General features: G+C 59.0%; 9 protein-coding genes. 4 read left to right on the top strand and 5 right to left on the bottom strand.

Annotated elements, in window-relative coordinates; translation table 11 throughout:
* Positions 1–197 (top strand): hypothetical protein (locus B5F22_RS12270; protein WP_158096633.1); only part of this gene is annotated, 197 nt, incomplete at its 5' end.
* Positions 198–504: 307 nt separating this feature from the next.
* Entirely contained in the window at positions 505–5,175 is a 4,671-nt protein-coding gene (locus B5F22_RS05695) for a glycoside hydrolase family 97 catalytic domain-containing protein (RefSeq protein WP_158096632.1), read from the top strand.
* 98 nt (positions 5,176–5,273) lie between these two features.
* Here B5F22_RS05695 and B5F22_RS05690 read toward each other — a convergent pair whose 3' ends face one another.
* The 5 genes from B5F22_RS05690 to B5F22_RS05670 are packed head-to-tail and all read right to left on the bottom strand — an operon-like array spanning position 5,274 to position 10,238.
* Positions 5,274–6,281, bottom strand: a complete 1,008-nt coding sequence (locus B5F22_RS05690; protein ID WP_087391708.1) for a TRAP transporter substrate-binding protein — start codon at positions 6,279–6,281, stop codon at positions 5,274–5,276.
* 21 nt (positions 6,282–6,302) lie between these two features.
* Positions 6,303–7,589 (bottom strand): TRAP transporter large permease, encoded by a 1,287-nt coding sequence (locus B5F22_RS05685; protein ID WP_087391706.1) that lies wholly within the window; start codon positions 7,587–7,589, stop codon positions 6,303–6,305.
* On the bottom strand, positions 7,590–8,183 hold the full coding sequence (locus B5F22_RS05680; RefSeq protein WP_087391704.1) for a TRAP transporter small permease: 594 nt from the start codon (positions 8,181–8,183) through the stop codon (positions 7,590–7,592).
* Between the two features lie 31 nt (positions 8,184–8,214).
* Positions 8,215–8,976 (bottom strand): type I 3-dehydroquinate dehydratase, encoded by a 762-nt coding sequence (aroD, locus tag B5F22_RS05675; RefSeq protein WP_087391702.1) that lies wholly within the window; start codon positions 8,974–8,976, stop codon positions 8,215–8,217.
* Positions 8,977–9,020: 44 nt separating this feature from the next.
* The gene (locus B5F22_RS05670; protein WP_087391700.1) at positions 9,021–10,238 is read right to left on the bottom strand and encodes an MFS transporter; all 1,218 of its coding nucleotides are present in this window, start codon (positions 10,236–10,238) and stop codon (positions 9,021–9,023) included.
* Between the two features lie 249 nt (positions 10,239–10,487).
* On the opposite strand from B5F22_RS05670, the gene B5F22_RS05665 reads away from it, so the two are divergent.
* A complete protein-coding gene (locus B5F22_RS05665; RefSeq protein WP_087391698.1) occupies positions 10,488–11,375 on the top strand; it encodes a LysR family transcriptional regulator in 888 nt (295 codons plus the stop codon).
* A 131-nt stretch (positions 11,376–11,506) separates the two neighbouring features.
* The gene (locus B5F22_RS05660) at positions 11,507–13,531 is read left to right on the top strand and encodes an FAD-dependent oxidoreductase (RefSeq protein WP_087370772.1); all 2,025 of its coding nucleotides are present in this window, start codon (positions 11,507–11,509) and stop codon (positions 13,529–13,531) included.

Raw genomic sequence — 13,531 nt, 5'->3', positions numbered from 1 at the left:
CCGCTGTGGCTGCCCTCAGCGATGCCATGAACGGCCTCACCGCCGGTGGCGCTCCCGAGGCCACCCAGAAGCCTGAGAACAACGTGCCCCAGACCGGGGACAACGCCCACATGATGGGCTACGTGCTCTCCACTCTGGCTGCCGCCAGCCTGCTGCTGGGTGCAGTTGTGGTGGAAAAGCGCCGCCGCAACGGCTAAAATAATCAATCCAAATGGAGCTCTGGCTAAATGCCGGAGCTCCATTTTTTGGGAGGGCATATGCATAACTTACAAAATATTACGATGGACTTTTGAAATATTACGGACATTGCACAAAGCTGTTGACATTAAAAGGGTGTGGTCGTAAGATAAGCTTGAATTCGGATGTGGTGCAATCTGGAAGGGGAGGGAAATATAAGAGGGCGCCAGGGTGCGCCGGATCACCGTACCGCAGACCAAGATATCGGAACACGGACCATAGGGGACCAAATGCCCCACTGAAACGGACTTTGAGGAGGGAATGTACGTGAAAAAAGGTTGGAAGATGATGGCCGCCGGAATTCTGGGCTTGCAGATGTTGATACAACCTGTGGCTATGGCCATCCCGGCGTCCTCCGCTCAGGAGGATGGAGAAGCTGCATACCTGAGCAATCAGATTCAGCGGAATGCAGGGGAAGAACTGGATGGGGCCTACTATTTGAGTGACATCCCGGTATCCGATTACAAGACAGGCTGGGGTGACCTGGGCATCAACCAGGGCGTAGACACTTCCGCCAAGGGCCTGCGCCTGCGTATGAACGGCGAAGTGAAGGACTTTACCAAAGGCGTTGTCATTCACCCCGGCACCTCCCAGGACGGCTATGCCACTTGGGATGTCTCCCGGTATGAAGCCACCCGGTTCACTGCTTACGTGGGCATCAACACAGGTGCTGACGGGGAAGGCAGAGACCGGGGCGACGCTGCCTTTGAAGTGTGGGCGGACGACCAAAAGATCTGGGGCGACGGCGTGTTCTATAAGGAGAGCGGCGACGCTGCTTACATTGACGTGGCCATCCCGGCTGGGACCCAGCAGCTGAAGCTGGTTACCAAGTCTGGACCGGACATGTCCTGTGACCACGCTCTGTTTGCCGAGCCCAAGCTGTACCTGTCCAATCTGGACCAGCGGTGGTTTACTCTGTCTGCTCAGTCCTCCATCATCTCCGGCCAGGGCAGTACTGTCATGGTGCCCCGGGTGGAGAACATCTTCGGTACCGAGGACTTTACCCAGGAGTACACCGTGACCTATGCCACGGAAGATACCGATGTGGTTTCTGTGGAGGAAACCACCGGAGCTGTCACGGCTGTGTCTGCGGGTGTGGCCACCATTCGTGGCACCGCCGTGCCCAAGGCTGGCGGCGATACCCTCACTGCCACGACCCAGGTGGAGGTCACTGAGAACGGCTGGACGCTGGCCTCTCCCGACGGCGCCATCGTGGCAGACCTGGCTTTGGACCAGGAGGGGGGCCTGCGCTACACCGTGACCCGGGACGGGGAAGTGGTGGTCAGCAATGGCCGTCTGGGCATCAAGACCTCCCTGGGCGATTTCGTCACCGGTATGACCCTGCAGGGCGAGCCGGGGGTCACCGAGATCAACGAGGACTATGAGATGATCTCGGGCAAAGCCTCCACCTATCACAATCACGCCAATCAGGTGACCCTGACCTTGGCCCTGGAGGACAGCCAGGCCCAGCTCCAGGTGCTGTGCCGCAGCTATGACGACGGCTTTGCCTATCGCTATCGCATCGTAACCGATGAGGAGCAGGAGATGGTGGTCAACGGTGAGGTGGGCTCCTTTACTGCGCCTGCCGATGCAGCCTCCGTGTCCATGCCCAACGGCAGCGGCAACTTCTCCCACGAGGGTCTGTACTCCATGAAGGAGGCGGGCACCCTCAGCGGAAAGATCGTGCTTCCCTTCCTCTATCAGATGGGAGACAACTGGGTGCTGATGAGTGAAGCGGCTCTGGACGGCAACTACACCGGCTCCGTGCTGGATGCCTCCGGCTCCACCTTCACCTTGGGCTATCCCCAGCAGCAGGGTGAGACCGTGAGCACCACCGCTCCCTTCCAGTCTCCTTGGCGCTTTGCCGTCATCGGGGACATCACCGACATCATGGAGAACACCATGGCGGAAAACCTCAGCCCCGCCCCCGATGAGGACACTTACCACTTCAGCGAGTGGGTGGACCCCGGCGTGTCCTCCTGGACCTGGCTCCAGGGTGGTTTCAACGTCCAGCGGGACCCCGAGGCCATCAAGTCCTATCTGGACCTGGCCTATGAGATGGGCTGGAACTACTTCATTCTGGACGAGGGCTGGCAGCCCAACAACCCCGACTACGGCAAGCCCGGCGAGACCAAGTACGAGGGCGTGTTCGACTGGTTCCCCGAGATCGTAGAGTACGCCGAAGAGCGGAACATTGGCCTCATCGCATGGGTACCCTGTGACGACCTGGCCACCGAGGAGCAGCGCAACGAGCGCTTGCCCTACTGGTCCGAACTGGGCATCAAGGGCATCAAGGTGGACTTCTTCGACCGAGAGAGCCAGGACCGCATCGCCCTGATGCAGGAGATTTATAAGGACTGTGCCGAGAATCGCCTGTTGGTCAACGTCCACGGCGCCAACAAGCCCACCGGCGAAGTGCGCACATATCCCAACGTGCTCAACCGAGAGGGTATCAACGGTGAGGAGATGGGCTACAACCGCTATGAGCAGCTGACCCTGGCCCCCCTGACCCGTGGCGCGGTGGGTCCCACCGACTACACTCCCCGCATTACCCCCACCGGTAACATCACCTATGCCCACCAGCTGGCCATCGCCATCCTCTTTGAGAGCGGCCTGCCCTGTATGGCTGGCAGCGTACAGCAGTACGAGACCCTCACCGGCGCCTCCTTCCTGAAGAACCTGCCCGCCGCCTGGGATGAGACGGTGGGCCTGGATACAGTGCCCGGCCAGTACATCACCGTGGCCCGCCGCAGCGGACAGCAGTGGTATCTGGCCACCAACCAGGGCGCTGGCACCCGTGAGGCCTCCATCCCCCTGGACTTCCTGGGTGAGGGCAAGTATCTGGCCGAAATCTACACCGATACCGAGAGCGGCGTGGACGTCCAGCGCACCACCCGCATCGTGTCCCGGGAGGACACCATCTCCGCTTCCCTCAAGCAGGGCGGTGCCTGTGTGGTGCGGCTGAGCCAGCTCAACGCCGTGGATACCATCGACATCGTGGAGGGCGACGTGGTTGTGAAGGAAGGGGAGAGCGTGCAGCTGACCCTGGACGTCATCCCGGAGGACTACAAGAACGCCGACATCCTCTGGAGCGTGGACAACGACCAGCTGGCCCAGGTCACCGACGGCCTGGTGTCCGCTAAGAACGACGGTGTGGTCACCGTCACCGCAGCTTCTGCCCTGGACGGCACCGTGTTTGACACCTGTCGGGTGGCCATCACCGCCAAGGCCCAGCTGTCCGACCAGTGGACGGTGGTCAATCCCACCAACGCCCTCACCGTGGCAGAGGACCAAGACAACCAGATCACCATTGACACAGAGGCTGGCGACTTCACCCAGAAGAATGTGCCCAAGAACAAGTTGGTGCTGGAGATCCCCCAGGGTGACTTTGAGATTTCTGTGAAGGTCAACGCTGAGATGACCGCAGACTTCCAGACCGCAGCCCTCTATGTCTGGGACGACACTGGAGCGCTGTTTGCAGCCCAGCGCCGCTATCATAGCTTCTTCGGTCAGAATGATAACCATCATATCTACGCCGCCCCCAACCGCAACGACGTCAACAGCAACATGGAGGAGCCCTGGGTCCAGGCCAATCCCCAGGACACCCAGTGCTACCTGAAGGTGGTCAAGAAGGACGGCGTGCTGTCCGCCTGGTACAGCCTGGACGGCAGCCAGTGGAATCCCATCCGGGAGGACGTGACCATTCCCAACCTGAACACCAGTGAGACCCTCCAGGTGGGCGTCTTCACCAGCAACGGTGAGCGGAACACCGTCAGCGTCCCCGTGACCTTCACCGATTTCACGCTGAATGGTGAGGTTATCCCCTTCCGGGGCGAGGAGGACACCTACGTGCTGTGGACCGACGCTCTGGAAAACGTGAACGCAGACTATGGCACCTCCGCGCAGGACCTGAACCTGCCCGAAACGGTGACGGTTCTGCTCTCCGACGGGACCAGCAAAGAGGTTGCCGTGAGTTGGGACGTGTCCACCTATGATCCCCAGACCTCTGGCGCTCAGACTCTGACTGGCACCTTGGAGGACTTGGGCGACGTAGTGAATACTCTGGACGTCACCGCCCAGGTGACCGTGGTGGTGGGGGACAAGCCCATCGCCGCCGACAAGACCCTGCTGCAAAAGACTTATGACTACGCTCTGACCCTCTCCACCGATGGTGTCACCGACAGCGCCAAGCAGTACTTTGTTGACACCATGGCTGAGGCCAAGGCGGTGTTGGACGATGCCAACGCCACCCAGGAGCAGGTGAATGCCGCATGGGATAACCTGCTGGAGGCCATCTGGGGCCTGGGCCTCACCCAGGGCGACAAGACCATGCTGGAGCTGCTCATTGACCGGGCAGACGGCATGATGGAGGATGCCGACAAGTATGTTCAGGCCAATTGGCAGCAGCTGGTGGACGCTCTGGCAACTGCCAAGGACATTCTGGCCGATGGCGACGCCATGCAGGAGGATGTGGACAAGGCCGCCGACGCCCTGCTGGACGCCATTCTGGCCCAGCGCTTCAAGGCGGACAAGTCCATTCTGGAAGAGCTCCTGAACAAGGCCGAGGGTATCAACCTGGACAGCTACACGGCCGAGTCTGTGGCTACCTTCCGCACGGCTTTGGCCAATGCCCAGGCTGTGATGGCAGACAACAGCCTCTCTGAGGACGACCAGGCTGTGGTGAATCAGGCCGTGGAGCAGCTCACCGCCGCCATGGACGGCCTCACCGCCGGTGGAGCCCCCGAGACCACCGACAAGCCTGAGGCGACCGACAAGCCCGAGACCACGCAGAAGCCGGAAGCCACCCAGAAGCCCGAGAACAACGTGCCCCAGACCGGGGACACCGCCCACATGATGGGCTACGTGCTCTCCGCTTTGGCCGCTACCAGCCTGCTGCTGGCTGTGGTTGTGGTGGAGAAGCGCCGCCGCAACGGTTAATGAAGATTGGAGCCCCGGCCATTTGGCCGGGGCTCCAGCGTAAAAGAATTGCCCCACAGGGCGGCTATGTGAGCCGACCCTGTGGGGCGCTTTTTCGTTTATTGGGTGTACCCTTGATACAGCTCCGGGGAAATGGCCTGTTCAATGGCGTCGTATACCCCTTGGCACCGCGCTCGAATCTCGTCCCGAAGTTCCTGGGAAAGGGTGATGATCTGGGTGCCGCTCTCTTCGATGACGTCAATGCGCTGGGAGATACGGGCGTCCGACTGCTCCCGGGCGTACTGGGTGGCGGTCTGTGCCGCCTGGGTGAGAATCGCCTGGTCCTCTTCCGAGAAGCTCTGGAACAGTTGGTCGTTGACGATCAGGGAGATGAGGTGGGGCAGGTGGTTGGTCTCCACAATATAGTCCTGCTGCTCGTACAGCCGATTGGAGACGATGACCTCGTAGGGATTCTCTTGGGCGTCAATGGTGTGCTGTTGGAGGCCGATATACACCTCGCTGAAGCTCATGGGGGTGGGCTTGGCGCCCAGGGCCTGCCAGAAATCCAGGTGGTAGGAATTTTCCATGGTGCGGATTTTCTGGCCCTTGAAGTCGTCCAGGCTATATACCGCCCGGTTGGTGCTCATGACCCGGAAGCCCTGGTCTGCCATGCCCAGCAGGTGATAGCCCCCCTGGGTGTACACATCGCATACCGACTGATAGAAGTCGGGGTCGTCCAGCTTGGCCCGGCAGTCGTCCAGTGAGTCGAACACACAGGGCAGGTCAAACACGGCCAGGTCGGACATGAAGGTGACCTGCGGGGCGGTGTTCTGCACCAGGAAGGGGATGTCTCCGTCATAGCAGCTCTCCAGCAGCTCCCGGTCTCCCCCCAACGTGGAGTTGGGGTAGACCTTGATGAGAATCTCTCCGCCGCTGAGCTCCTCCACCTCCTGAGCAAACCGCTCAGCAAACAGCTGGGTCACCGTATCCTCTGGGCTGGCAGTGGCCAACACCCACACCGGACGGGTGTCCCGCTCTCCGGTGCACCCGGACAGAAACAGGGAGAGGCACGTGGCTCCTGACAGGACGGCGGCCAGCAAGCGGCGTCTGAATTTCAACGATTTCATACCGATTTTTCCTCCGTTGCGTCAGATGAGGGCCAGGGAAAGGGCGGGGATATAGGTGATAAGCAGCAGCGCCACCAGGAAGTAAATAATCATAGGCAGCGACTTTTTGGCGATGGACATCACCGGCAAGTCCGTCAGAGAGCTGGCCACGAAGAGGTTGACGCCAATGGGGGGCGTGACAAACCCGATGGCCAGGTTGACCACCATGACCACGCCGAACTGAATGGGATTCATACCAAAGGCCTGCACCACGGGCAGGAGGATGGGGGTGAGAATCAGAATGGCGGGGGTGGTGTCCATGACCATACCCACAATGAGCAGGAACAGGTTGATGACCAGCAGTACCACCACAGGGCTGTGGAAATGGGTGCTGATGAAGTCACTCACCGTCTGAGGCACCTCCATCAGAGTCAATACCCGGGAGAACGCGGTGGAGGTGGCCAGAATGAAGAGAATGGGGGTAAAGGTGCGGATGGACTCCTGCAAAATACTCCAGATGTCCCGGATGCGGATGGTGCGATACACCACCAGGCTGATGAACAGGGCGTAAAACACCGAGATCACAGCGGCCTCTGTGGGAGAGGCTACGCCGGTGTAGATGCAGCCCAGGATGATGATGGGGCTGAGAATGGCAAAGAAGCTCTCTCGCAGGACCCGGAACAGCCCCTTTTGGTGGAGCTGCCCCACTGCAGCCCGGATTTTTATCTTATCTTCTCCATGCTTCCGGCAGTAGAACACGGAGTAGCACATGAGCAGCAGGCCGATCATGAGGCCGGGGATAATGCCCGCCAAGAACAGGTCGCTCACCGATGCCCCCGAGGCCATGCCATACATGATAAAGGGAATGCTGGGGGGGATGATGACCCCCAGGCCACCTGCCACCGCCACAATGGCGGTGGAGAAGGTGACGTCATAGCCCAGGGAGGTGAGGATGGGGATGGTCATGCTGCCCACTGCCGCCACAGTGGCCGGGGCGGAGCCGGAGATGGCCCCGTAAAAGAGGCAGGTGACAATCACCGCACAGGGCATGCCTGCGGTGCGGTTGCCCAAAAAGTAGGTGAACACGTCAAACAGCTTCCGGGAGATGCCGCCCTTGGCCATGATAATGCCGGACAGCACGAACATGGGCACGGCCAGCAGAGGAAAGGAGTCCAGACCGCTGAACATGGAGCGGATGAGGAACTTGGCGCTCACCGTAAAGGAGGGGTCAAACACAACGGGCAGCGCGGATGCAATGCCCAGGGAGATGGACACAGGGATGGCAATGACCAAGCAGATGATGAAAATCAAAAACAGCAGTGCGACCATTTATCCATCCTCCTTATCCGTGTGTTTGTGGTGGTTTTCATCCCCTGCCTCGGTGTTGGCCTCAATGAAGGACTCCGGGGTGTTGCGCTCGGGGTGGGCCGGGTCGTATACCGGCTTTCCCCGGGCCACCTGGAACTCAATGACCCAGCGCTGGAGAATGCGGAAGCTCACCAGCACAAAGGAGACAAAGGGGGCGGCCTGTACATAATACATGGGAATGGAACAGGCCGGAGAGACCTGGCCGCTGTACACCGCAGACATCATATAGGAGTAGGCGGCAGGGAGCAGGAAGAGAAAGAAGATCAGCTCACAGGTGTGGTTAACCACCTTGATGGCAGCTTTGACCCGGCGGGAGAAGACAGCGACGAACTGCTCGATCTTGATGGAAAGGCACTTCTTGCTGCAATAGCTGACGCTGATGAATCCGCACCAGATAAAGAGATACCGGGTCAGCTCCTCCGACCAAGTCAGAGACATGCTCAGGGCATAGCGGCAGAACACCTGGATGCCCATGATGACAGTCATGGCCACCAGCAGGAGGACCAGGATAAACTCTTCCAGGTTTGCATCAAGCCAACGAATCGCTTTTCTCATAGATCTTCTTCCTAACTGCATGTTGTTTGAATTAGAGGGCGCCGTGGAGCAGATTGAGCACGCAGCTCAAATCGTGCACGCCCATCTGACCGGGGGCAGAGGCCTTCTTGGCAGCGCCGAAGGTGAGGGCAGAGCCGAACACCTCGCCGCACAGGCGGCTGATGACGCCGGTGCCGGACATGGACATGGTGATGATGGGGCGGTCGGCGTACTGGGTGGCCATCTCCTCGGTGGCGGCCAGCAGGGTGAGCACGTCCTTCTTGCTCTGGGGCATCACGGCGATCTTGGGAATGTCGGCACCCAGGTCCTGCATCTTGCGCAAACGGCCCACGATGTCGGCCTGATCGGGGGTCTTGGAGAAGTCGTGGTTGGAGGCCACCACCTTCACCCCGGCGGCGTGAGCGCCGTCAATGATGGTCTTGACGATCTCGTCGCCGGTGAAGGCCTCCACGTCCACCAGGTCCACATACCCAGACTGTGCAGCCTGGATGTTCAGCTGGGCATAGGCCTGGGGCTCAATGGCCTTCTCGCCGCCCTCCTTGGAGGTGCGGAAGGTGAACAGCAGGGGAATCTCGCCCAGGACCTCCCGCAGGCCCTGGAGCACGTCCAGCACCTGGGAGAAGTCGAACACGCCCTCGAACCAGTCCACACGCCACTCCACCACATCCACAGGGATGGAGTCAAAGGTCTTGGCCTCGGCGAGTATGTCCTCTTTGGTCACGCCCACGATGGGCACACAAATCTTGGGAATTCCAGTTCCAATCTCAACATTTCTCACGCGAACAGTATTCATAGCAAAGCTCCTATCTTCAACCTGAAATTGATATTGTGTATAGATTAACCGTTTTTCTGCTCAGATGCAAGAGAAACCATCTTGGTGTAGCGGAAATTCACGAACAGGCCCAGGAGCACGCCCACGAGGGTGAGCACGATGTTCATGGTCATCACGCCGGAGGGGGTCATGTTGGCGGCGGCGGTGAGAATGGTGTAGTTGCACAGAGAGGAGGCGATCATCACCAGAGCGGTGACGGTGCCCTTGATCTTGGGGAAGAGCATGTTGCACACGGCGGTGACGATCTGGAGCAGTCCGCCGGCACCAGCCCAGCCGATGGCGAAGGCGCCCACGATGCACATGGTCTGGGTCTTGGTCACCAGCACCAGGATGAGAGCAGCCAGGCAGATGACGGGGTAGACCATAATGAAGCGCACGTCCTTGATCTTGCGGGTGAGCAGTGCGGTGACAATCAGGGCCAGCATGGTGCCCACGGAGTAGTAGGTCTGCATGATGGAGGGATCAGCCCAGCCCACAACTTCCTTGGCGAAGTTCTGAGCGCAGTTGAGCCACAGCTGGAAGGTGCCGGTGCAGGTGAAGCCGATGAGAATCATGGCGATGGACTCCACGGAGAAGCGGGTGGTCTTCAGGCTCTGGATGAGGCCTTCCTTCTTCTCCTTCTTGGCGTCGGAGTCGGGCAGGGGAGCGAAGAGGATGAGCACGGCCAGCACAATGTAGCAGATGCCGCAGATGTAGAACAGGGTGTTGTAGGAAGTCAGGCCAGCAGCAGTGGTGGCCACGGTAGCGCCCAGAGCGAAGGGCAGGAGCATCTGGGAGATGGAGATGAAGAACTTGATGCCCATGGTGGCGACACCGGGAGCAGCGTAGAACACCTCACCCACAGCGGGGTAGATGCCGGTGTCCAGGAAGGAGTTGGCCACGCCGCCCAGGATGGCACACACATAGGCAATCTGGTAGCCGCCGTTGGTGCCGGCGTTAAAGGCCAGGGCCAGACCAATGAGGTAGATGGCATAGGAAGCGCCGCCGATGACGCAGGAGATGCGGCGGCCCAGCTTATCGGACAGAGGACCGGCGAAGGGCAGGGCGATGAGTCGGCCCAGACCCAGGGCGGCGGAAATGGCGGTGATGGCCATGGCGGTTACGTTCCAGCTGCCAGCCAGAGCCTCTTTGATGACAGCTTGTCCCAGGATGGAGCATCCCACACCGTGCAGGAAGTAGTTCAGGTACAGGATGAGAGCGCTGGGGAGGTACTTCTTGTTCATACGATTGTTCTCTCCTTTGAGTCTTTTCCAAGTCAGTGTCCTATATTCCGTCACAAACATAAGAAACACGTTGCGCAGTCGTTAAAAAAATAACGATCACTTACGTATAAAATTTTATCGGTTTCCGTCTAAAAATTCCAATGCCAATAACGACGAAAAATGATGCATACACGCTATGAAAGTGGTATAATCAGCTTAACTGGAAATTATGAATAAGTTTGGGAGAAACATGGAGGAAGGAGACGCGTTATGACATTCAACCAACTGTACCACTTTCAGACGGTGGCCAAGTATGAAAATTACCGAAAGGCGGCGGAAGAGCTGTATATTTCCCAGCCCTCTCTCAGCCGCTCCATTGCCGCCTTGGAAGAGGAACTGCAAGTGCCCCTCTTTGAAAAGAGCGGACGGGGGGTACACCTGACCAAGGGAGGGCATATTTTTCTAGAATACGTGGACCGGATTTTGGAGGACTGCCGGGTGGCCAAGAGCAAGATGCAGGAGATTGCCAGCGGCGGCGGCAAGATTGACATTGGCTATGTGTTCCCTCTGGCCAGCCACTATATTCCCCACAGCGTGAGAAGCTTTCTCCACCGGGAGGAGAACCGCAACGTCACCTTTAACTTCTATCAGAACCACACGGCGGCCATCCATCAGAAGGTGAAGTCCGGCGAGCTGGATGTGGGCTTTGGGGGCTACATCGACCGGGAAGAGATGGATTACTTTCAGATTTTGTCGGCAGAGATCGTCTTAATCACTCCCAAAGGGCACCAACTGGAGGGAAAAGAGATGGTGTCGGTGTACGAGCTGCAAAACTATCCCGTCATCGGATATGACCGGGAGTCCTGGCTGGGCAACTATACCCAGCAGCTCTACCGCCGCCTGGCGTTTCAGCCCAACATCGCCGTGGAGTGCCCCGACGAGCACTCCATTGTGGCCATGGTCAGCGAGGACTTCGGCATCGCTCTGGTCCCCGACATTCAGGAGATCGACCCCCAGCGGGTGAATATCCACCGCCTCTATGATATGGAGCTGGAGCACCGAGTCTATATGTTCTGGATGCGGGACCGCTACCAGCTCCCGGTGGTCAAACGCTTCGTGGAATATATGAAGGAGCAGGGGGCTGTGGAGCGGCTCTAACTACATTGATAGCTTGAATGCATCGAATTTGCACGAAAAATGTATTTTGATTTATTGGTTGCGAAGACTATAATGAGTGTGTCACAAACAGAAGAAACACCTTGTGCGAAAAACAAACGAGGAGAAGATTCATGAAAACACACTATCCAAAAATCTTTGAACCGATCACGGTGAAGAGGATGACCATTCGCAACCGCATTGCGATGACTCCCATGGGCACCAACTATGGCGAGACCAGCGGTGAAATGAGTAACCGTCACATGAATTACTATTCCTTGCGCGCAAAGGGCGGCGTTGGCCTGATCATCCTGGAGAACGCCAATGTGGAGTACCCCGTGGGCTCCAACGGCACCAGCCAGATCCGCATCGATCACGACAGCTTCATGCCCCGGTACTATCAGCTGGTGGAGAACCTGCACAAGAACGGGGCCACCGTGGCCATTCAGATCAACCATGCAGGTGCTTCCGCTTCTTCTGCCCGAACTGGGATGGAGACGGTGTCCTCCTCCAACATTCCCACCAAGGTGGGGGGAGAGGTGCCCCGTCCCATGACTCGTGAGGAGATTCTCCACACGGTGAAAAAGTACGGAGAGGCGGCCAAGCGGGTGCAGGCCATCGGCTTTGACGCCGTGGAGATCCACTGTGGCCACTCCTACCTCATGAGCCAGTTCATCTCCCCCTACTACAACAAGAGAACCGACGAGTTCGGCGGCTCCATGGAGAATCGTCTCCGCTTCCCCCGCATGGTGCTGGAGGAAGTACGTCGCCAGGTGGGGCCCTGGTTCCCCATCATCGTCCGTGTGTCCGCCGAGGAGCGGGTGCCCGGTGGCAACACCCTGGAGGACACCCTGAAGTATCTGGAATACCTGGACGAGTTCGTGGACATCTACGACGTGTCCTGCGGCCTGAATCCCTCTCTGCAGTACCAGATCGACTCCAACTTCCTGCCCGACGGCTGGCGTGCTTACCAGGCCCGTGCCGTGAAGGAGAAGTTCGGCAAGCCCGTCATCAACGCTGGCAACTACCGGGACCCCGCGGTGGTGGAGAAGGTGCTGGAAAGCGGCGATGTGGATATCGTGGGCATGGGCCGTGGCCTCATCGCCGATCCCGAGTGGGTCAACAAGGTGAAGAACGGGGAAGAGGACATGCTGCGCAAGTGCATCTCCTGCAACGTGGGCTGTGCTGGCAACCGCATCGGGGTCAACCGCCCCATCCGCTGCACCGTCAACCCCGCTGTGCCTGAGGGCGACGTATACAAGAAGCTGAAGGTGAAGAAGAACTGCAACGTGGTTGTGGTGGGTGCCGGTACCGCCGGTATGGAGGCCGCCTGCACCGCCGCTGAAGTGGGCTGCAACGTGTTCGTTCTGGAGAAGCAGGACCACATTGGCGGTCTGTCCTCCTTCATCTCCGACCTGCCCAGCAAGTCCCGCATGAAGGACTTCCCCACCTACCTGGAGCGTCGGGCTGCCAAGCTGCCCAACCTGTACCTGTTCCTGAACACCGAGGCCACCCTGGATAAGATCAAGACCTTCAAGCCGGACGTGGTGGTCAATGCCACCGGTTCCGTGCCCCTGGTGCCCCCCATTCCCGGTCTGAAAGAGAACATTGCCGCTGGCAATGTGTCTACCATCTTTGACATGATCCGCGATGTGAACGCCGGGAAGTACCCCGAAGAGGCCTGCAAGGGCAAGAAAGTGGTGGTCATGGGCGGCGGCTCCGTGGGTCTGGATGTGGTGGAGTATTTTGCTCCCCGAGGCGCGGAGTGCTCCATTGTGGACATGCTGCCCCAGATCGGCATGATGGCCGACCCCATCACCAAGTGCTCCATGCGGGAGACCCACGATACCTACGGCGTCAAGGAGTATGTGAACACCGCTCTGCAGGAAGTGAAGGAGAATGCCTTCGTGGTCAAGACTCCCGAGGGGAACATTGAGGAGCTGACCTTTGACCTGGGCTTTAACTGCCTGGGCATGCGGGCCAACAACCCTATTCTGGAGGCCCTGGAGCAGGAGTTCGGCGGCACCGACACCGTGGTGTACAACATTGGTGACTCCGTGCGGGCCCGCCGCATCATGGAGGGCACCATGGATGGCCGCGCCATTCTCAACGTGCTGGAAAACCAGGGCTATCTGGACTCCCTGGATGAGATTCGATAA

Origin of the sequence: Pseudoflavonifractor sp. An187 (genome assembly GCF_002160275.1) — a bacterium.
GTDB lineage: Bacteria > Bacillota > Clostridia > Oscillospirales > Oscillospiraceae > Enterenecus > Enterenecus faecium.
Note: the sequence above shows the minus strand (reverse complement) of the source record. Positions and strands in the feature narration are given on the sequence as shown.